Source organism: Paenibacillus pabuli NBRC 13638 (genome assembly GCF_001514495.1).
GTDB classification, from domain to species: Bacteria; Bacillota; Bacilli; order Paenibacillales; family Paenibacillaceae; genus Paenibacillus; species Paenibacillus pabuli.
On the sequence record NZ_BCNM01000009.1, the window covers coordinates 205,278 to 227,814 of the forward strand.

14 protein-coding genes are annotated in these 22,537 nt (G+C 48.6%); 5 read left to right on the forward strand and 9 right to left on the reverse strand.

Annotated elements, in window-relative coordinates:
- Positions 1-33: 33 nt before the first annotated feature.
- From PPA03S_RS14265 to PPA03S_RS14275, 3 genes are all read right to left on the reverse strand, one after another.
- Positions 34-942, reverse strand: coding sequence for a carbohydrate ABC transporter permease (locus PPA03S_RS14265; RefSeq protein WP_062323955.1), 909 nt, complete (start codon positions 940-942; stop codon positions 34-36).
- Positions 943-957: 15 nt separating this feature from the next.
- Entirely contained in the window at positions 958-1,929 is a 972-nt protein-coding gene (locus tag PPA03S_RS14270; RefSeq protein WP_062323956.1) for an ABC transporter permease, read from the reverse strand.
- A 1,184-nt stretch (positions 1,930-3,113) separates the two neighbouring features.
- Positions 3,114-4,037, reverse strand: a complete 924-nt coding sequence (locus PPA03S_RS14275; protein WP_062323958.1) for an S-layer homology domain-containing protein — start codon at positions 4,035-4,037, stop codon at positions 3,114-3,116.
- A gap of 360 nt (positions 4,038-4,397) precedes the next feature.
- Between PPA03S_RS14275 and PPA03S_RS14280 the strand changes: the two genes are divergently transcribed.
- The 3 genes from PPA03S_RS14280 (at position 4,398) to PPA03S_RS14290 (ending at position 8,682) form a co-directional block, all read left to right on the forward strand.
- Positions 4,398-6,140, forward strand: coding sequence for an ABC transporter ATP-binding protein (locus tag PPA03S_RS14280; RefSeq protein WP_062323960.1), 1,743 nt, complete (start codon positions 4,398-4,400; stop codon positions 6,138-6,140).
- A complete protein-coding gene (locus tag PPA03S_RS14285) occupies positions 6,133-7,986 on the forward strand; it encodes an ABC transporter ATP-binding protein (RefSeq protein WP_062323962.1) in 1,854 nt (617 codons plus the stop codon). Before PPA03S_RS14280 ends, PPA03S_RS14285 begins: the two co-directional genes overlap by 8 nt.
- 180 nt (positions 7,987-8,166) lie before the next feature.
- The gene (locus tag PPA03S_RS14290; protein WP_062323964.1) at positions 8,167-8,682 is read left to right on the forward strand and encodes a DUF5381 family protein; all 516 of its coding nucleotides are present in this window, start codon (positions 8,167-8,169) and stop codon (positions 8,680-8,682) included.
- A 14-nt stretch (positions 8,683-8,696) separates the two neighbouring features.
- Here the strand turns inward: PPA03S_RS14290 and PPA03S_RS14295 are convergent, their stop codons facing one another.
- Positions 8,697-9,128, reverse strand: coding sequence for an Lrp/AsnC family transcriptional regulator (locus PPA03S_RS14295; protein WP_062323965.1), 432 nt, complete (start codon positions 9,126-9,128; stop codon positions 8,697-8,699).
- A 128-nt stretch (positions 9,129-9,256) separates the two neighbouring features.
- Here PPA03S_RS14295 and PPA03S_RS14300 point away from each other — a divergent pair, with 128 nt between their 5' ends.
- On the forward strand, positions 9,257-10,036 hold the full coding sequence (locus tag PPA03S_RS14300; protein ID WP_062323967.1) for an MBL fold metallo-hydrolase: 780 nt from the start codon (positions 9,257-9,259) through the stop codon (positions 10,034-10,036).
- A gap of 375 nt (positions 10,037-10,411) precedes the next feature.
- Here PPA03S_RS14300 and arfA read toward each other — a convergent pair whose 3' ends face one another.
- Complete coding sequence (gene arfA, locus PPA03S_RS14305; protein WP_062323969.1) at positions 10,412-11,917, reverse strand: arabinosylfuranosidase ArfA; 1,506 nt, start codon at positions 11,915-11,917, stop codon at positions 10,412-10,414.
- A gap of 179 nt (positions 11,918-12,096) precedes the next feature.
- Here arfA and PPA03S_RS14310 point away from each other — a divergent pair, with 179 nt between their 5' ends.
- Entirely contained in the window at positions 12,097-13,005 is a 909-nt protein-coding gene (locus tag PPA03S_RS14310) for an ArsR/SmtB family transcription factor (RefSeq protein ID WP_082704160.1), read from the forward strand.
- Between the two features lie 98 nt (positions 13,006-13,103).
- On the opposite strand, the gene PPA03S_RS14315 is transcribed toward PPA03S_RS14310, so the two are convergent.
- The 4 genes from PPA03S_RS14315 to PPA03S_RS14330 form a co-directional block, all read right to left on the reverse strand.
- A complete protein-coding gene (locus PPA03S_RS14315; RefSeq protein ID WP_062323971.1) occupies positions 13,104-13,919 on the reverse strand; it encodes a C40 family peptidase in 816 nt (271 codons plus the stop codon).
- A gap of 436 nt (positions 13,920-14,355) precedes the next feature.
- On the reverse strand, positions 14,356-17,637 hold the full coding sequence (locus PPA03S_RS14320) for a glycoside hydrolase family 48 protein (RefSeq protein WP_411835230.1): 3,282 nt from the start codon (positions 17,635-17,637) through the stop codon (positions 14,356-14,358).
- A 56-nt stretch (positions 17,638-17,693) separates the two neighbouring features.
- Positions 17,694-20,417, reverse strand: coding sequence for a glycoside hydrolase family 9 protein (locus PPA03S_RS14325; RefSeq protein WP_062324027.1), 2,724 nt, complete (start codon positions 20,415-20,417; stop codon positions 17,694-17,696).
- Between the two features lie 331 nt (positions 20,418-20,748).
- Entirely contained in the window at positions 20,749-22,485 is a 1,737-nt protein-coding gene (locus PPA03S_RS14330; protein WP_245683618.1) for a methyl-accepting chemotaxis protein, read from the reverse strand.
- Between the last annotated feature and the right edge of the window lie 52 nt (positions 22,486-22,537).

A 22,537-nucleotide genomic window follows, 5' to 3' on the forward strand; every position in this document is an offset into this window, starting at 1 on the left:
CTCCCCTTTTTTAGTGTGGATTATGGTTTAAGATCATCCCTTGACGGAACCGATCATAACACCCTGCACAAAGTAACGCTGAAGGAATGGATAAATCGCAATCACAGGTAAGGTTGAAACAATAATGACCGCATATTTGACCAGCGCAGCAATTTCCGCTTTGGAATTCATCGCCGTTGCTGAAGAGGTATCGATAGCTCCCCCGCCCTGCGCTGCCATCTCCTGAAGTACCAGGATTTGGCGAAGAAATAGCTGCAGCGGATACTTCGAGGAATCATTTAAATAGATCATGGCACTGAAATAGCTGTTCCAGTGTCCGACGCCGTAGAAGAGCGCCATCACAGCAATGATCGGCATGGAAAGCGGAAGCACAATTCGGATGAACAACCGGGTGTTAGTACACCCGTCGATATGGGCCGCTTCCTGCAGCTCCTTCGGAATGGTCGATTGGAAAAACGTACGGCATACGATAATATTCCAGATGGATGCGGCTCCCGGCAGAATTAGTGCCCAAATGCTGTTCACCATACCAAGATCCTTAACCAGCAAGTAGCTTGGGACAAGCCCTCCGCTGAAAAACATCGTTACCATAAACATAGCCATGAAGAATCCACGTCCCGCAAAATCAGAGCGGCTGAGCGCGTAGGCTGCCGGAAGAGTGACCATCAGGTTGACGAGTGTACCTACGACAGTATAGATGATCGTATTTTTGTACCCAATCCAGATGTTGGTGTTCTCAAATACGCGGGCATAACCTTCAAACGTAATTCCTTTAGGTAGCAACCACATCTCACCGGAGCTTACAAATTTGGGATCACTGATTGAGGCGCTAATGATGTATAACAGCGGGTAAAGCACAATGACGAGCGCTATCGTCAGATAGATGTAGTTGCACCATAAGAACACTTTATCGCTTCTGCTTTCCTTAACCGCAGTTGACATGTGTTTCCCCTCCTTTTACCACAAACTGTTTTCACTGGTGCGACGTGCAATTTGGTTCACCGTAATTAGCAGAATCGCATTAACTACCGAGTTAAACAATCCTACAGCTGTGGAGAAACTGTACTGCGCATCGACCAGACCGGACCGATAGACAAATGTCGAGATGACATCGGATGAACCCATGTTCAACGGATTTTGCAGCAGCAAGATTTTCTCGAATCCGACACCCAGAATACTGCCCATATTCAGAATTAACAAAATGGTGATCGTAGGGATGATCGCTGGAATGTTAATATGCAGAATCCGTTTAAACCGGCTCGCACCGTCCACCACAGCTGCTTCATGCAGTTGCGGGTCCACACCCGAAAGAGCTGCGAGGTATATAATGGTACCCCAGCCTGCACTCTGCCAGACACCTGAGAGTACGTACACCGTCTTGAACCACGCAGGGTCCGTCAGAAATTGAGGGGCCTGAAATCCAAGAGCCTCCACCAAATTGACAATCATGCCTGACGAAGGTGACAAGAAGGTAATGATCATACCCGACATGACAACGACCGAAATAAAATGCGGTGCATACGTGACCGTCTGTACGGTACGTTTGAAGAAGGAGTCCTTTACTTCATTGAAGGCTAACGCCAGAATGATCGGCAGCGGAAAACCTATAGCCAGCTCATACAAGCTGATACTGAGGGTATTCCATAACAAATCCCAGAAATAATAAGAATTGAAGAAACGGACGAAATGATCGAACCCCACCCACGGGCTTCCCGTGACTCCAAGTGTCGGGATAAAGTTTTTGAATGCGATTTGTATACCGTACATCGGCCCGTAATGGAAAATCAGAAAGTATAGAAATGCTGGCGCGATAAACAGATACAACTCCCAGTTCCGGATTATCCTTCTCCCTAATTTATTTTTCTTGCTGTTCGGAATCGTGTGCACCGATAAGTTTTGCGACAAGGCGGACTTCCCATTTGGCTGCATCAGTTGTTTCCTCCTTTTCTAATGAAAATCCGGCCGTTTGGTGTGGAAGAGCGAAACACTCCTGTTCAAATGTAAGGAATGAGTCCCGGACCACATTTCTATCATGCGAGGTCCTTGTTTCCCTTGCAATTTGGTAACGCTTACATACTGAGTTTATTGATCATTTCCGAATCCGTAAATATGCTATTTCGATCTTCACTCTTAAAAAACACGGAGTGTACTGTTAAAACAGGGGTTTACGCTTTTGGTTCCAGCTTGTCATTGTCATTTTGGAGACATAAAACATGTGGAATTTGACCCATTTTCCTCTTGAAGTTGTCGTTTGGAGTAGCTTCGCATGAACTTGAGAGATGTCCGATCTGAATGAAAGTTGAGAAACAGACCTTAAAGTCAAAACCCACATATGTTTAGGAAAGAGGTATTCCCACTTATGCAGATCGCATCATGAGTTCAAACAGGTTATACAGGTTGCAAGGTCTTAGCAGACATAGCACATTGCCATCTTGAATGTAATAGAAGTTCCTCTTCATTGCTGTTGTGCTTCGACCTCCTCCTCATTCATTTGTCCTTACAATGTTTTTCCGGTCTGCTCTCATAATGGATGAGACATACCTTTTCTCTCTTGATGCATAGGAAAAGTGATGAGGATAGATATAATTCAATCACATAAATGTAATATTATCTATCATATATTTACCACCAGCATCAAGCTCCCTTATGGCTTGGCTTTATTCTATGAGTTTCTACCCAGCTCGGTAAATATGTCGTTTTTATCCCGGACTCCAATCCAATGAATCCTTATAAACACTGGATAAATTCAGTCAAATATGTTGATTTTGTACAAGACACAGTGGTATTATCTTATCGGAAATTTTACAAAACGGCAAAAAAAAGACCCACTCCTTTCATTTGGAGCAGCCCTGTAGGTTGACGAGAATTGAATTTCTTATTCATTAAATGTTAATTTAACTATCACATATATGATTTAACAGCTCTACATATGTTATATTTCATAACAATTTTTATAGAGACTATACTGATACCCGGATTTAACAATCCATTAAAAGGATTCGCCTGTGAGTGATCCACTCCTGCCAATCCACCTCTTGAATCGTTGTCATCATTCAAGAAAAAACTAAAAAAGCGCACTCCGATCAAAGATCGAAGTGCGCTGCACGATTAGCTTATTTTCCGGAAGGCTGTGCTTCTGCAGTGTAACCTGTTGGAATATCTGTCTCTGCAGTTACATCGGTAATCACCATTGGATACATCATGTCCGGATCAGGCTGGATAATCGTATACAGCACAATGGCACGTCCATCCTTCTCCAGTTTCACATCTTCAATCTTCAATCCATAGCCAGGATGAGGCATTTGTGCGGTCAATTTGACTTTTACCGTCTTATCATCCACTTTGGTTGATGTCACCGTAGGCACAATCCCCTGTTGCCCTTCGCCCGGATTCGTTGGAGTCGGTTCTGTCGATCCGCCATTGCCATGCTTATCTACAAATTCAAGTGCATTGAAGATCATGCTTGCAGCCTCCATACGGGTAAGCGACTGATCTGGACGGAAGTTCCCGTCCTTATCCAGTTCGATGATGTCCATGTTCAGCAGGTTCTGGACCGCAGATTTGGCGTCCTTACCGATTTTATTTTCGTCCTTAATATCATTATACAGCATGATCACCGGATATTCTCCGGTTGTGTTAATCCCTTCAAGGAGCAAAATGGCAAACTGCTCACGTGTCATCTTCCCCTGTGGGTTCAATTCCACCGGAATGGAGAGTCCATTTTGAGTGGCGGCCTGAACAGCATCCGCATACCACGTGTCAGGGCTTATTTTATTCTGTGCCGAAGCGGCAGCATATTCATTTTTCAGACCAAATGCGTTCACGATCAGTTGAACACCCTGCGGCTCGGACAATGCGAGATCTGGACGAAACAGATCAGCGGTTACTCCATTAACAATACCCTTCGATTGCAGCGCGTCCACAATCGTTTTTTGTCCTTCATCTTTTACATCCGAGAAAGCGAGTACTGATGCACTTCCAGCCGTCAAAGAAACGCAGAGTGCAAGCGTTGCAGCCAATCCTTTTTTATGTTTCATTTCTTGGCACCTCCATAGTTAGTAAATCCAATTTTTGACCTTTTCAACCCTACAGACGGGAGACCTGTCGGAAATGTTTCAGTAAAATCGACATCTGGTGAATAAATGAAGGATATACAGTATATATCCCCTTCGCTGCAGGCGCTGATCCGGCTTCTTCCATGATGCTTGCTTGCTTCGTTGACATCCTTATCGTTTAGCGCAAAAATAGGAATAGAGAAATCTATCGAATGACGGATAAACAGCAAACCGGATTGCATAAAGTAAGAGGGCACGACGCGCTATTCATAGGTGTCGGCCCTTTTCTTGACTCGCTTGCGTACTAACTTTCATCCCCCTCAACAAAGGAGAACCAATCTTATGTCCAAGAAAGGATTACTACGCGGCTATGTTATTGCCAACTGGCCCGTATACCTGTTCGCTGTACTGCTGATTATCGCCTCCAATGTGGGTCAGGCATCGTTGCCCCGAATTCTGGGCAGTTTCACGGATCAACTCATGCAGCACACACTTCAGATGAATACAGTCATCCGGTACAGTCTTTCGCTCTTAGCCATCGCCATCGCTTATAATCTGCTGTTCGGTACAGGACAATTCATGATCATGAAATTGGGACGACGTTTCGAGTTCATGACACGCGAGCGCATTTTCGGTAAATTCTCGGAGCTGAGCGAGCACTATTTCTCCAAACAGGGAAATGGAAAACTGCTCAGTTACGTCATGAATGATGTCACCTCCGTACGTGAAGCCATCTCTAATGGGGTAACCATGATGACCAATGCAACCTTTCTTTTGCTATCCTGCATCGTGATGATGCTGCTCAGCGGAATCCCGATGAGGCTTATTCTGATCAGTATTGTGCCATTGCTGGCCATTCCGTTTCTGGTCGTTTTTTTCGGTCCGCGAATTCGCAAGCGCTCTCGTGATGTGCAGGATGCGCTTGCAACCATGACAGAATCTGCAGAAGAGCAGCTGGGTGGTATTCGCGTAACCAAAACATTTGCCATTGAAGACAGCGCTCGTGAACGATTTGGATTCACAGTAGATGCCATCAAAAGCAAGCAGCTGCGGCTTGTTCGTCTGTCCTCTCTATTTCAGGCCCTGCTGCCGCTGCTGGGTGCCATTTCACTGGTTGTCTCCCTGCTGGTCGGCGGAATTCTAACGATGCAGAATTCCATTACGCTCGGAAGTTTTGTTGCATTGACGTTATATTTGCGGATCATCATGGGGCCACTTCAACAGATCGGCAATGTCATTAATACCATGCAGCGTTCTGGAGCGTCACTGGAGCGGGTTAATGATCTGCTGACGGAAGTGCCTGATGTACGTGAGCTTCCCCATGCAACAAGTCTGAAAGCCGTGAACGACATTACGATTGAGAATCTGTCCTTCTCCTATCCCGGCAGTTCATCCGCTGCGCTCAAAAACATTAGTTTGAACATCCAGGCAGAAAGAACCGTAGGGATTGTGGGCAAAACAGGTTCTGGTAAAAGCACCTTCGTGAAATTGCTGCTGCGTACATACGAACCACCTGAAGGCACCATCCGTATTAACGATACCGACATTCGGCATCTCTCGCTGGAGAGTCTGCGATCCCGTATTGCCTATGTGCCACAGGATGGGTTTCTGTTCAGTACGACCATTCGGGACAACATTGCTTTTAGCGACCGCGAGGTTCCGCTGGACACGGTAGAGCACAGCGCACGACAAGCGATGATATATGAAAATATTATCCGGTTCCCCGATCAGTTCGATACGCTGCTGGGCGAACGTGGACTTACATTGTCTGGCGGTCAGCGTCAGCGTACCAGTCTGGCCCGGGGGTTGATTAAACAAGCTCAGGTGCTCATTCTGGATGACAGCATGAGTGCTGTAGATGCCGTCACTGAAAGTGGCATTCTGCGCAGCCTGCGTGAGATCGGCAAAGGCAAAACAACGCTGATTATCTCTCACCGGATCAGTGCGGTCCGGCATGCCGACGAGATTATCGTTCTGGATGAAGGACGAATTGCCGAACAGGGAACGCATGCAGAGCTGATGGCTGCCAAAGGGTTATACGCTGCAACCTATCGTTTGCAGGAGGAGGGGTTACATCATGACTAACCGTAACGCTGAAGTTCGTTCAGATGGGGGTGCACAAGCACCGTCAGGGTCCGGTTCCGATGCAGGCGCAGACCAGAGTAAACGTACCTCCTTCAAAGCGATGATGTCCTATGCCAAACCCCATAAATGGGCCTTTGCGGGTATCTTTCTCTGCTCCCTGCTTGGTATTTCCGCAGATCTGCTCCAGCCTTATCTGGTGAAGATCGCAATCGATGATCATCTGGCGATTGGTCAGACCAGTGTAGGCTTCCTTGTCGAGTTGGCAGCAGTCTTTTTGGGGCTCGCTGTGGTCAGTTTTATTTTTACGTATGTACAAAACAATCTGCTGCAGCATGTCGGTCAGAATATCGTTTCTCGCATCCGTAAGGACCTGTTCAAGCATATCTCCAAAATGTCGATGTCTTTCTTCGATCGCTTTCATATCGGCAGTCTGGTGACGAATGTATCCAGCGATACGGAAACGATCAGCAGTTTCTTCACCCAGGTGCTGCTCAGTCTCATCCGGGATGGCATGATGCTGGTGCTCATAATCGTCTTTATGTTCCAGCTCGATCCGGTACTGGCGGGGTATTCCCTCATCGTGTTGCCTGTGATCGCCATCGTAGCTGTATTATTTCGGAGCCAACTTCGCAGGGCTTATCAGAATGCCCGAACTCGTCTCTCCCGTTTGATTGCCTTCACGGCAGAGAACCTGTCCGGCATGTTTTTGATCCAGGCCTTCCATCAGGAAGAGGAGCAGAAGAAAAGATTCACGGAACAGAACCAACTTCACTTGAAGGCCAACATCACGCAAGCCCGCTCCAATGTCATATTCAACCGGACGTTTGATATTCTCGGCAATGCGGCGCTCGTCATGATGGTCTGGCTTGGAGGACGCGCCGTGCTGGGTGAATCACTGCAGGTGGGTGTACTCTATGCATTTATCAGTTATATCCGTCAGTTCTTCCAGCCGATTAACCAGATCACCATGCAATGGAACACATTCCAGTCAACCACCGTATCCATGGATCGGATCTGGAACATTCTGAGTACCCGTCCTGAAGTCGCTGACCCGAAACCCGAACTCGCGTCTACACTTGAACCACGCAACGTGATGGGGCAGATTGATTTTAATGATGTATCGTTCGGCTATCGGCCAGATCGCCCCCTGATCCAGCATATGAATCTGCATCTCTATCCGGGTGAGATGGTAGGCATTGTAGGCACTACAGGGGCTGGCAAAAGTACACTGATCTCCCTGCTCAATCGCTTTTACGATGTGAATCAGGGCAGCATCGAGATTGATGGCACAGACATTCGCCATTTCCCGCAGGCCAGTCTTCATCGGATCGTTGGTCTGATCCAGCAGGAACCGTTCCTTTTCTCAGGCTCCATCATTGATAATGTACGCATGTTTCGCGAGGATATCACCCGAGAACAAGCTATTCAGGCCTGCCGATTTGTCGGGGCGCATGCGATGATTTCACGTTTGCCGCAAGGCTATGATACGCGTCTTTCGGAACGCGGAAGCGGTCTGTCCGCCGGAGAGCGACAACTGATATCGTTTGCCCGGATCGTGGTCTTTCAGCCCCGAGTGCTCATATTGGATGAAGCAACCGCGAATCTGGATTCGCATACCGAACAGTTGGTACAACAGGCGCTGGAATCCGTCTCTCAGGGAAGAACAACGATTGTGATTGCACATCGTCTCTCTACGGTCATGCATGCAGATCGGATTCTCGTGATGGAAAATGGTGAAATTGTGGAGGAAGGCTCCCATCAGAAGTTGATTGAAGCCGAAGGGGTATATGCCGATCTCTACACTCATGCGCGTGAAGCTGGTAATGACTCGGCGATCTCTGGATAGCACATTAGCGTACCGAATCATGTGAGGTTTAATGCACGAGGTGAACCCACGAGGTTGAGCGCTATCCTGTGTACTCGCCTGCCTCATCTCGCGCGCCCACGCTGAACATGCCGCTCTGCGATGCAGGCGGCATGTTTGTTTGGTATATTTTCCAGGAAATGATGATAAGGAGGTGTAATAATGAAACCTGAATCATATGTATCATCGGGCTCGGAGGCTGAGCATCAGTATATCAGCTACCGCCGTTCAACGGCTCTATGGAAAGGAACCTTGTGTCTTCTGTTCCTGTTATTATGTGTAACCCTGTTATGGATCATCTATGACGAGTATGCTGGACAACTGGAGACATTATATTATTTCATCGCAGCTATTCTTGGCATGTGGTTGATCGGTCCCTTATTCTTCATGTTCCTGTTCCGGGCAACCGCAAGTTCTACCGTACTATTATCCTGGAATGATGAAGGGGTTCATACCCGTAAACAGACTATTCTCTGGAATGAAATTCGTAAGATTGAGCTTGCCTCTCCTGCCTTCAGCAAATGGATCTTGTCCGCATCGCCCATGATTGCTCTATACCTGAAAGATGGCTCCCGGCGCCATATCCAGACCGATCACCTGTTTACGAAAAAAGAGCGGAGGCGGGCAATAGTCCTCCTGCAGGAGACACTGCGCAAGAAACAGCAGCAGGACACCTGAAATCCAGCTTCACATCATTCTGACTTTTCAACAGCGACAGACAGGTTCATTTTGTAATTCCCATAAGGCAAAATGGCTTCCAGCAAGCTGCCCAGCTGTTCCATCGTTCCTGTGCGTACTCGCATCAAGTAGCAGCCTTCGCCGCTGATCCGGTGAACCTCCACGATGTCTTCGCGTGCAGCCACGAACTCACGGAAGGCGGCATGCCTGTCACCCGAATTCAGAAAAATCGTCACAAAGGCCTGAAGGCCCAAGCCGAGGCGTTCCTGGTTCCATTTTACTGTATAGCCTTCAAGAACACCCAAATCATGCAGCTTGCGCACTCTCGCACCTACAGCCTGTCCAGTCAGATGCACCTCTTCGCCGATCTCTTTATGAGAGCGTTTGGAGTCTCGAATCAGGCTTTGCAGAATACGGATATCGGTATCATCTATCGTTTCATTCATATTATTCCGCAATCCTTTCAACTTGAAATTAAAGCAGCCTGTTTTCTTTCAGTGTGTCATTTACGCCGCTAAACGGGTTGTATAACATATAGGATCATAACATTAATTCCCGAAGGAGTGCAGGTTCAATGAAAATTCAATTGATTCGTAATGCTACATTATGGCTGGAATATGGCGGTTTGAATATACTGGTTGATCCCATGTTGATGGATAAAGAAGTCATGCCTGCTTTTCCGAACACGCCCAATGAGCTGCGCAATCCAAGAGTGTCTTTGCCTGAGACGGAAACGGATTATATGAATCCGGATCTGCTGATCGTTACGCATACCCACCCCGATCACTGGGATGAAGCAGCAGCCAACCAACTCCGCAAGGATGTGCCTCTGCTGTGCCAGCCAGGAGATGAGGCTGTCTTCACAGGAGCCGGATTTACCAACGTTACCGCTGTTGATGAGAAGCACGAGTACCACTCCGTACGTTTTGCCCGCACTTCAGGACATCACGGAACCGGGGAAATTGGCGAACGTATGGGCAAGGTGTCTGGGTTTGTATTGGAAGCGGATGGAGAACCTATCTCATATATCGCCGGAGATACGATCTGGTGTGAAGAGCCAGCCGAAGCCATTCGTCAATATCAGCCTGAAGTCATTGTGGTGAATGCTGGCGGTGCCCGTTTCGTGGAAGGCGATCCAATCACGATGGACGGTCCTGACGTTGCTTCCGTGAAACGCCATGCACCGGATGCGCATGTCATCGCTGTTCATATGGATGCCATTAACCATTGCATGATGTCCCGAGCGGATCTAGCCAGTTATCTGGCATCCGAGCAGTTGGACGGACAGGTGCTCATTCCGCGCGATGGGGAGAGTTTTGTGTTTGAAGCGGGGGCCGGGCGGAAGTTGAAGTAAAATTCTAAGTTCCCTCTTTGCACGCGCAATCCCAGGTATTTACCTTAATAGCGAGTCCTGGGTTGGTTAGAATGGCTGCACCACGCTAATCTGCAAAATAAGGTGGCGTACGATTCGTTAGAAGCTGGAATACATTAGAGATTCCTTTTGTGGCACTCCACATGGGATGAATACGCTTTGCCACACGTAAAGGCGGAACACTGTGCACTACAAAAAAGGCTGAATGCGTATAAACTCGCATCCAGCCTTTTTTCTAATCGGAAGTCACAGCAATCCGGCGGTTATTCTACCATCAAAGTGCCTCATATTTCCTTGTTCTGCGATTCCTCTGTCTCCTTTGTTCATTGTGCAACTCGCATGATTCTTCCTGCTTGATTACTGAACTTTCAACCGGATTACGTTCCACGATGCTTTGGCCAAGCTTGCCGTAATCAGGGTCTCCGATACCTCTGCATCACCACGGTTATGAGGAGCGACGCGATTCGGCTCTGCTGCGGTATTGGCTGCCTTCAGATCATCACTTTCCAGCACAATATGCTCCATCAAGCGGCACTTCCCAAAGCTGCGCAGATCCACTTCCAGCGGAAGAGATTCTTCCAGATGACGGTTCACGGCGAAAACAGTCACTTCACCCTGCTCCTCATTATGCACTGCAATGGCCTCCAGATAAGGAACATCCGTAATTTGTTTGGTATCATATTTCGGTGACTGGATCAACGGTACAAGCGCGGTTCCACGTCCGAACACGGAAGCATGCATGAACGGATAGAAGATCGTCTGTCTCCATGCAGCGCCGCCATTATCCGTCATGATTGGAGCAATAACGTTGACGAGCTGTGCCAGACATGCCATCTTAACTCGGTCCGCATGTTTCAGCATGCTGATCAGCATGCAGCCCACAAGCAATGCATCTTCATGGTTGTACACATCCTCCAGCTGTGGCGGAGCAATCTGCCATGGGTCCAGCATTTTGTCGCTTTCGTTGGAGTGATACCAGACATTCCATTCATCAAAGGACAGGAACATCGTCTTCTTGCTGCGCTTTTTCGCTTTGATATAATCACAGGTCGCTTTTACCGTATCAATAAAACGATCCATCTCCAGGGAACGCGCCAGGAATGTTGGCGTATCCTGATCGGCATTGCCGTAATACTGGTGAAGCGACAGATATTCAACATGATCATACGTGTGATCCAGCACCGTTGCTTCCCATTCGGGGAAGGATGGCATACCCAGGGATGAACTTCCGCAAGCGACCAGCTCAATCGTCGGATCTGTCCACTTCATTACTTTTGCCGCTTCAAGCGCAATCCGCCCATACTCTTCTGCTGTTTTGTGACCAATCTGCCACGGACCGTCCATTTCGTTGCCAAGACACCAGGTTTTGATGGCATGAGGCTCTTTGTATCCATGTTTAATACGCAAATCACTATAGTAGGAACCTTCAGGATGATTGCTGTACTCCACGATGTTGCGGGCTGCGTCAACTCCCCGTGTTCCCAAATTGACGGCCATCATCACTTCCGAATTCGCCTGTCTGGACCAATCCACAAATTCGTTGAATCCAAATTCATTGGTCTCGATTGTTCTCCAGGCCAGTTCAAGTCTGCGCTTGCGCTCAGACACAGGTCCAACCGAATCCTCCCAATTGTAACCGGATACAAAGTTACCGCCAGGATAACGTACAATTGGAACCTGCAGCTCCTTAACCATCTCCAGCACATCTCCACGGAAACCCGCTTCATTCGCTGTAGGATGACCCGGCTCATATATTCCACCGTATACGGCACGTCCCAGATGTTCAATAAATGAACCGTATAAACGTTTATCTACTACGCCAATTGTGAAATCCTTGTCTACCGTCATTCTTGCTTTTTCCATCGTGAAGTTCAGCTCCCTAAGATTAATATAAAAATTAATTGATAATCTATGGATCAACGTTCATATTTATATTAAAATCGATTATGGTACCAATTTCAACATGAATTTTGCAAAATGTTATTCTTTTTACTGGATTTATGTTTAACTTAATTCTATAAATTAAAAATGGAGGAACACATGTGATCAGAGCAAATACCGATGCCGAATGGCTGCCCCTATACGAGGCACTCGCGAGTGAGGTCCGTCTGCAGATTATCAGACTTGTCGCGGAGACCCCTATGAACGTGAAGGACATTGCCGCATCACTTGGCCTGAGCAGTGCAATCGTAACCATGCATGTTCGCAAGCTTCAGGATGTGGGCATCATCCAGTCCAAAATGATTCGCAAGGATGGAGGTACGCACAAAATGAACAGCCTGGCTGTAGATTGGATCGGTATCTCCATGCCACAGGAAACCGGGGCCGCCCGCAAGCTTCATGAAGTAGCAATCCCTGTCGGGCATTATACCCATTTTGATGTATATCCGACCTGTGGTCTGGCTACCTCGAATCAGGTCATTGGACAGTATGATGACCCACGCTATTTTCTGGACCCCGAACGGATGCATGCCCATATTCTCTGGTTCGGACGTGGATTCGTGGAATACAAAATTCCAAATTATATCTTGTCAGGCCAACAGATCAGTGCCATTGAATTGTCTCTTGAGATAGGCTCCGAAGCACCTTCAGTCAATCCGAACTGGCCCTCGGACATTACATTTATGCTCAACGGAATCCGGTTAGGTGAATGGACAAGCCCTGGAGATTCGGGAAATGGACGCGGGATGTTTACTCCCGAATGGTGGAGCGACAGTGTCAATCAGTACGGTATGCTCAAGGTACTGCGGATTACGCATGAGGGGACATTCATCGATGGACAGCATATGTCCGAAATTACGCTTGCAGATATTCCTGTGGAACGCAACCAATGGACATTGCGCCTCTCCGTGGAGGAAGATGCGCAGCATGTGGGCGGACTGACGTTATATGGTCAGGGATTCGGCAACTATGATCAAGATATCCTGTTCCGTCTGTACTATCAGGATTGAACGAATAACCCAAAAAACCTTCCATCCGCTGAACTGGCAGAGATGGAAGGTTCTAAAGATGAGTATAGAATGTTCTGAATTAATATGTACGCACGGATTTAGAGCGCACTTCCACCAAACAGGAACCGATACTCCCAGTGTTTGCCGGAGATGTCGCTAATCGTCACACCGCCACCAGCATTGGAGTAGGTATGCAGTACTTTGCCATCCCCGAGATAGATGCCCGTGTGGGTAATGGTTGCCTTGGATTTATTCATGCCAGAGTAGGATGATGCCGAGCTGCCTTTATAAGACATAAAGTACATCAGATCACCACGCTTCAGATTTTTCCAATGAGTCGTACCACTACCCTTGGCTTTCACATAGGCTCCTTGTTTACGTGAATCGGACGGAAGCTTGATTCCGAGCGCATCCATAAATGCCTGGCGGACAAAGCTTGAACAGTCGAACGTAGCCGTACTGTTACGACTTGCACCAAACTCATAAGGCGTTCCCCAATATTTCATACCAGCAGCTATGACTTTCTCCACAGAAGCACTGCCTGTAACAGACGTACTGCTGCCTGAACCAGACCCACTGGTACTGCCACTTCCTGTTGTCGTGCTGCCTTTCACGGCTTGTGTATATTTTGAAGAAGAAGATATGTATCCTGTCCGGTTACCGGAGTCCTTAACTTTATACCAGCCAGATCCGGATTTTTGCAGCACCTTCACAGTCTCCCCTTTTGGCACCATACGAACAATGCTTGCTGAAGAAGATGGTGATGTACGCAAGTTTACTCCCCAGATGACTTTAACTTTTGAGTTTTCAACGGCGGCTGCCGATGCGGGTGTCGTTAATGCTCCTGTTGTCAGACTTCCCATCAGCATCGTTGCTGTTACACTTGCGGTAATGATCTTGCTTTTCCAGTTCATGATGTCGTGTTCCCCCTGATGTTACAGAATTTTAACCTGGCCTCATTCGCCGGGCTTGCCCCATTGTAAAACGGCTGTCCATAACGATCATCAGTCCAAAGTCCTGTATTCGATTTGGCATGCTTGAGCACTAAGAATCAGGGAAAATGCTCACACCAATTGGCTAAAACTACCGGAAAACTCTCATTTTTCAATGGTTAAATTATTGTAACTTTTTGCTGTGTCTCATTTTCTGTAGAAATTAAACTTAAACCGTTGATCATGCAAAAAGTGCGTCAGATGACCTATCTTTTAATATTCGAATTCGATATATGGTAAACATTACTATGTTTCATTTGAAGGTCAAGCTGCCTGCATTCAACTTAAACTCTCTCCAATATGCAGAAAAAGCCGGAGATTTCTCCCCGGCTGTACTCCTGATTCTAATATGAATCAATTATGGCTCAATGCCCCATGCGTTGACCCCGTCAATATAGGCGGTCACTTTATTCCAGACACTGAATGCCGTTTGGGTAGCATCAAAGGAATAATCATTCGTCTGATCAAAAGTGGTCCAGTTGTCCTTCGAGAAGCGCCCCTGGATAACTCCCGTCTCTGCTCCGGCAGCCAGGCTGCCTGCTCCGGATTTGAATCCAACCTCCAGATACGTATCCGCTGTACCCTTGGCCGGATCTACCGTCACAAAGCGGGCTTCTACGTTGCCGCTGCCAATCTCGGCATAATCACACCAGAAACTCAGATCAGATGCACTGTCCTTCGTAAAATAATACCGAAGCTTCACCTGGCTCAGATCTACCGCTGTCGTGCCTGTGTTCTTGATATTGAACTGCGGGGTCACCGCATTGCCTGACGTCCCTGAACCACCATTGCGGTATTGCACTTCAAGTGCACCTGTTGTTACAGGAGGCGCTGTTGGTGTCACCGTCACTACATTGGAAAAGGTCTGGCCGCTTGCATTTACTGCCACCACCCGGTAATTGTATGCGGTACCGTTCACTGCCGTGGCATCCGTGTAAGTCAGTGCCGTCAGACCTGTAGCCAGATCGGTGTAGGTTCCACCTGCAACCGAGCGTTGTACCTTGTAACTTGCAGCTCCGGTCGATGCGGTCCATGTCAGCACAGCCTGATTATTGCCCGCCGTTCCCGTAAGGGTTAACACTCCCGGAACGACTGTTCCCGCTTGCGGAGTAGCAGACGCTTGAGCAGAAGGTGCAGATTCGCCAGCTGTATTGACAGCAGTCACCACATAATAGTACGTTTTGCCATTCGTCAATCCCGTATCTGTGAAGGTGCCGCCTGTAACCCCTGTTGCTACGGGTGTATACGGACCCCCGTTCACTTCTGCACGTTTTACAGTATAAGAAGAGGCATTGGAGGCAGTATTCCAGTTCAGAACGACCTCTTCACTGCCCGCTGCAGCTGTCAGACCAGCTGGAGCTGCTGGCACCTGAACCCCTGGACCTCCGGCATCACCAAGGAGACGATCATATTCGCCATACGCGGTAGCCATATCCACCTGTGACCAGAACCGGTGATAGGTAAAGGTTGGTGCACCATTTTCCCATTGTTTCGTTGTTGGGTTGTAAGACGTTCTGTACTTGTTATCCAGATAAGCCCAAGCCGGATCCTGCTTGATTGCCGGACGCAGATCGGAATAACCGATATATACACCGTTACCGCCTTTCGCCGGATCGGAAGGTACGCCTGCTGTACCAGGAATCGTGTTACCCTGACCGAAGGTACCTGACCAATTCGCCGGGATGTAAATTTCTTTGGCGAAGAAACGGAAATAGTCTTTACGCTCCTCTTCTGTAACAATCCCCACACCATCATTATAGTCCCAAGCCGTATCAAGCAGCGACTCGGCCAAATCCTTCGCTTCCTGACCTTTTGCACTCAGCGTGCCGCTCTCCGCCTGGGTTCCTGCCGCAAAGAAAGTCAGCGCCTTGATGTAACTTCCCAGTACCCCCGTGTCCTGCACTGGATCTTTGGTAACCGCATGGAAGTTCGGATTATTCGTAAACGTGCTGAATCCGTTCCATTTATCCGGTTGTCCCTGCCATTCCTGACCGCCTGGAATCCAGAATTCACCCGGAGCAGGTGTAGTCGCAACCTGAACATTGGTTCCGCCCAAGATGCGCTGTCCAGCTGTGTTCAGATAATAGCCTTGTTCATCCGTTACAGGACGCTCCCCTACAAACACATAATCCTTGGACCAATCGATCCACTTCGTAATGACCTTCTTGGCCATCTTGAAGTTCTCGGAGCTGAGGTCACCGCTCTCGGCAAGAATGTAATACATCTCCGCCACCCGCTCCAGCGGCCATGCCTGAAATCCAAACCAGGTGTTGGAATCCGGATCACGATATACAGGTGCTTCCTGATAAGCCATGTCATAGAATGTGCTGACTCCTGCCGGATATGCCCCGTACGAACCGCCAATGCTGTTGGTTGCTCCCCCGCCGATGGCCCCTTCATGGGATTGCAGCCAGTTATAGAATTCCAGCTGACGCTTCAGCGTGGCATTCCAGTCTGCTTGGGCAGTAGCTGATTTCGGAATCAAGCCGCCAGCCGGATCAGACAAGGCATAGGCTGCAACCGGATTCTGATAGGCCTGATGGGTATGACTCGCTCCAATGCGCCATGCCCAGTCCCCGCCTTGACCCAAACCACCTCCCCATGACGTATACCAGGCCATGAGATACATGTTGGAATCCTTGCCTGTTCCCGCACTTGGCGTACCGTTCTTCGCACTGCCGATCTTCTGGAAGTACTTGTCGTACATGCCATAGCGCAGATAGTCTCCCATCTTCTTCGCTTTATCCAGATATTCCGTATTGTTATATCCCATTTCTTTCGCCCAGTAGAGCACCTGCACCGCACGTGCATCGGCATCCGTTGCATTGGTGTAACGCCACTGTGCTGACGGTGCCTGATTCTCCTTCGTAAACAGGCTCATGAACCCCTCGTTTGCTTTACCAAATGATTTATCATCCTGCGATGGGTGAGGAATGGCCTCCCACACGGACTCCTGCTCCCCACGCTGGAACGTATTCACATACGACGTTGTATGGGATGGATTCAGCAGATTCCCGTATCCGTACCAGTTATCCACGTCGATAAGCCAGTGCATCAGATAAGTCTGATTATTCCCATAGGATGCCTTGAATTCGGCATCCAGTGGATCTTTCCCCGCTGCATATTGCCCATTAAGTGTGGATGGATACTGGTCCGGGAACGGCTTTTCCGCTGCATACGTGGCAGGGCTGTTCGGGTTGTAGAAGCTCATGGTTGGCTGCTCTTCCTTGCCATCACCCTCATTGACCGGGATAATGTACTTCTCCATGCTGTCCCAAGCTGCTTCAAGCTTAGACCAGTCCCCAGTATAGTGACCGTACATGGTCTCCAGCCATAACCAATAACTGTACGCCTCCGACGTGGACATATGCCCGTAATCCGGGGCCTCGCTCATCAGTGTCTCAACCGAGTGATACGGAATACCTTCCGGAGAAAAATAACCGTTTGCCGGATCTTTCAGTTGATCATACAGTTGCAAAAACCGTGCTTCATTGATTCCGTCCGCCTGAGCATCAATGGCCTGTTCTTCGGCATAAGCGGTTTGGGGGCCTGCCCACAAACCGGTGTAACCGGTCAGCATAACGGTCCCTGCAAGCATGGCCGTCAAACTTTTCTTCGCAGCTGATTTCAACATGTACATTACCTCCCTGGAATGGTGGAATTCAATTTGAATCGCTGTTGGCTTGTGCTATTTTTCTAAGGCTCGATCCCCCATACTTTCGTACTGCCCTGATACCCCGTCACCTGAGTCCAGGCCGTAAAAGTCGTCTTGGTTGCATCATAGGAATAGTCGTTGCTCTGATCAAAGTTGCTCCAATTGTTCTTGGAGAAACGCCCTTGAATCACCCCTGTCTCCGCTCCAGGAGCCAGACTGCCTGCTCCGGGTTTGAAACTGATCTCCAGAACCGTATCCGCTGTCCCCTTCGCGGGGTCTACCGTGATAAATTTGCCTTCAATGTTGGCCGTACCCATCTGGGCATAGTCACACCAGAAGCTCAGATCAGCCGTGCCATCCTTCGTAAAATAATACCGGAGCTTCACGTCACTCAGAGCAATCACCTGAGTACCTGTGTTCTTAAGATTGAACTGCGGAGTCACCGCAATGTCAGAAGCTCCCGAGCCCCCGTTGCGATACTGCACTTCAAGTGCACCAGGCACAGATCCTCCTGCCTGCGGGGTGGCAGAGACCTGTGCAGACCCCGGCGACTCTCCGGCTGAATTTATAGCCGTCACCACATAATAATAGGTCTTGCCATTCGTCAGCCCCGTGTTCGTGTATGTTAATCCATTTACTCCTGTCGCTACAGTAACATATGGACCGCCATTCACCTCGGCTCGTTTCACGTTGTACGACTCTGCCCCCGGTGATGCTGCCCAGTTCAGGATGACCTGAGCGTTCCCTGCCAGGACCTGAACCCCCGAAGGTGCAGCAGGCGTGACATCTGGTGTGACTCCAGGTTCCTCTCCGTAGATCCGGTTGCCCGCATCGTATACCGGAAGGTATAGGCTCTTGGCCACATTCCCAGTGCCCAAGCCCTCGTATGAATGATCATTATTTGCGTTCCAGGCGCCTTGCGGGCCGGTAATGCGGAACTGGACCTCTTTACGATAATGTCCCTCCCCGCCCGGATAGATTGGGGTTCCGGTAAAGTCGGCAGTAATGGCATAGATTCGCTTCGCTGCATCAACCGCAATCGGCTGGGACACTACAGCACCCTCGGCATATTCCGTTGTGACATGGACATCCGAAACGGTATATCCTGAAGCGTAGACCTCACTCAGATCCAGGAAGTAGCGAAAGGACAACGAATCCCCCATTCGCGCAGGCCAGCCCGAACGATTGTTCAGTTGAGCCTTGATCTCCGTATAATCGGAACCGGATGCTTTCACGGCAGCTTCAACAAAAAACTCATCTGTCTTCACTTCCGGAGCCGGGAAATTCGCGATGGGCTGATCATTCTCGCCGAATAGCAGATTCATCTTGGCTAACGCGCCTGTAAAGCCTGCATTGTAATCGGTTGCCACCTCATTGCTGACATAGTCTCCAATGGAATCGGTGTAGGCATCTTTTACATCCGGTCCACCAACCATTGCACCGTACAGGATGTGTCGGTGATCCGAAGGAATACTGTCACTGTTCGTCCATGAGCCGTGGGAGGTCCGGTGATGCGGATGTTTCGGCGAATTCTGCCCATAGCCGACCACATAACTGCTCTGGCGTGGATTATCCCCCAGGATGTAGTTCATTTGCGATACAGCAAAGTCTTGATATCTTGCTTTTTTAACCGGATCACTGACCCAGTCGGAGTACACAAAAGCAATGAATGATGCATTCGCTGCATAACGGAGCGATCCCCAGGTATCAAGCCAGGCCAGCCCGCCCGGTGTATACTTGATTCGTTCTCCATTCGTACCTACAGACCAATAATCGAGATTGCGCTCTGTCGATTGGATAAACCGTGCTGCTTCCGGCATATTCAGTCTGGACGTAATCCGGGCCAGGAGAATCTGGGCTCCATAATGTTTGTCGTCCCAGCCCTGGGTCCATGTATAGGCCCAGTTCCCGTTCTGCCCATCCGCCTGCCACTGATTCGCCGTCGCAATCGCTTTGGACAAGTAAGCGCTATCATTTGTCGCCATATATAACCATGTTGCTGCCCATGCAAGCTCATCCTCATAACCCGTCCAGGAGTTGTAGAACGATTGGGCATCTGTGATGCAATCTGTATACTTCCCACGGTACGTATCCCCGAAACTGTATAACTCCTTGGCATGTTTCAGCAGTTTGTCGGCATAGACAGGATCACTGTCCCGAAACACCATGGACGAAGACGCAAGTGCTGCCGCTGTTTCTCCTGCAAGTTCACTACCCGGACAGGATGCATCAATCTTAAAGGACGGACGGTTCATCTGCATCACTTCAGCCGGTCCCCACCAGGAATGGTCGGTATTTCCTGCTCCGACTTGTCCCCATAGTTCATTCGGACTCGTATGCGCTTTCACAAAATAATCTGTCGCCCATTTCAAATTATCCTTAATCGCATCCAGTTGTCCTGCCTGTTCATACCCCTCGCGGTATTCCACAACAGACCAGGCTAACATCGTAGCTGAATAAGCCATGGGCAGACCAAATTTCACATGATCCCCGGCATCGTACCATCCTCCGGTTAGATCAACCCCAACATCTGCTCCGTCATTTAAACCGGAATCACCGCGCCATTCCACCCGGTTATCTTCCGGCAATGAGCCAGACCGCTGGGTTTCATAAAAGTAAACGGCTTTCTGCAATGCTTCTGCATAGTTATGGGCTCCGGCAGCCGCATCCGCCTTACCATCCCATGCCTGTATGGAAGTACTTCCTGCCAGTAGTCCTGCCGATAACGCGAGAATAGCGACTCGTCTCCACCAGCTTCCCTTCATGTTCAACCATTCAGCTCCTTTTACCATAGTTGTCTCGTAATTTTCCAAGTACACAGATGTAATGACCCGCTCCTTTCTATGGTGCGACTCCATGTATTTTCCACCATTAATTACCATTATAACCTTTTACTTCAGTTGCAATATCAGCGCTGGTGACTTCTGAAATAACATTGTTGTGACATGTTCGGTTATGGATATGACAAAAAAAAGACCGCCTCTCATATCGATGGTCGCGATATGAGAAACCGTCCTGAAATTTTGTATAATCCTTGCTACAGGCTGAATGACGATCCTGATACTATCCAGTCTGAACATCCTGTCTTTTGACTTGTTACACTCTGAATTTGTTGATTTGCTCCTGCAGCTCTTCTGCCATTTTGGACAAAGAGCCTGCAGACGAAGCAATCTCTTCCATGGAAGCCAGCTGCTGCTGGGTTGCGGCGGATACATTATGCACTCCGCCTGCTGCTTCTCCAGCAATATTGGAGATCTGATCCACATATCCTACAACTTCATTCGTACTTGCTGACATTTCCTCCGAACCTGCGGATACTTCCTGAATCTCACCGGCTACCTTATTAACCGCACCCGAAATCTGCTCAAAGGCTTGTCCTGCCGCTGTTACAATCTCAATTCCGGCCTCCGTTTCATTGCTGTTCACTTTAACAGCCTGCACGGCATGATCTGTATCCTTCTGAATTAATTGCACGAGATCCGTAATTCGTTGTGCAGAAGTGGAAGACTCCTCTGCGAGCTTCCGCACTTCTCCGGCTACGACTGCGAAACCACGTCCGTGCTCACCTGCACGTGCGGCTTCAATCGCTGCATTGAGGGCAAGAAGGTTGGTCTGACGAGCAATATTGTTGATAACCTCTGTAATGGTACCAATCTCTGCGGAACGTTCTCCGAGCCCTGTAACCAGTTCTGTCAGTGATGCAATGGAATTACGAACAGAACCCATCTGCTCAACAGCTTGCTGAATAATCATATTTCCTTCGGCAGACTGATTCGCTGCATCAACGGCGGATACGGATACACTTTGGGCAAGCTCGGCGATCTGTTCCGAACCAAGCGCCATCTCACTCATTGCCTGTGAAGACCGCTTCACCATGTCCACTTGATCGGAAGTACCCACAGCCAGTTCTTCAACCGTCTCGGAAATCTGTTCCGAAGCTTTCGTATTCTGCTCTGCACTCGCAAGGAGTTCCTCTGAAGAGGCGGCTACCTGTTCGGATGTGAACGATACCGATTGAATCATTGCGCGCAGGTTGCCAGTCATCGTATTGAAGGAATCCGCCAGCGATCCCAGCTCATCCTTGTTCTTGATAACAATCTTCTCACTGGTCAAGTCACCATTGGCTATAAGCATGGCCGCTGCATTCATCTTCTTGATTGGCTTCGAAATGATGCTCGCAATAAAGAAGGCAATAAACATGGCAACCAGGAAAGCAAGAATGGTTACTGCCAATATAACATTAAATGCTTGTTCAGCAGACTCAACTGATGTATTCGTAGCTTGATCCGACAGTGTATTTCCCATCGTAATCAATTGAGTAATGGAATCATTCGATTTATACCATAGTGGATAAGCCTCTGAATGCAATCTGCTGGCCTCTTCAAAATTGTTAGCCATGCCCATTTCCATAAATGCTGGCATTTTAGTCAAGTACGCTTCATAGTTCGTGCTAAACGTATTGTACAATGCCACTGCTTCGGTACTGCCTGCGATGAGAGAGGCCAGTTCCTTGCGCTCATTCTCAATCTTGGCTTGGAGTTGTTCCAACGCTTCAGTCATCTTGGTAATTTCAGTTGGATTCGTTTCGACAATTACGGCAAGAGCAAGCCGTTCCACATCGGATATATCTCCATTCATTTTTCCCAGCAGACTCACACTAGGCATCCACATCTTGTCGATTTCATCGGCCTTTTTGGACATATCGTGAATTTGGGTCAGCGCATAAATGCTGACTACAGCCAGTAGAGCCACTACCAATAGAAACCCGGTCAGTAATTTCATTCGAATGGTTAATCTCAATTTCCCCGTTCCACTTCCCTGTGCCTCTTTCATGTTCCCCACTCCTCAACTAGTACATATTTATAGTATATCGACACCTTTCGTC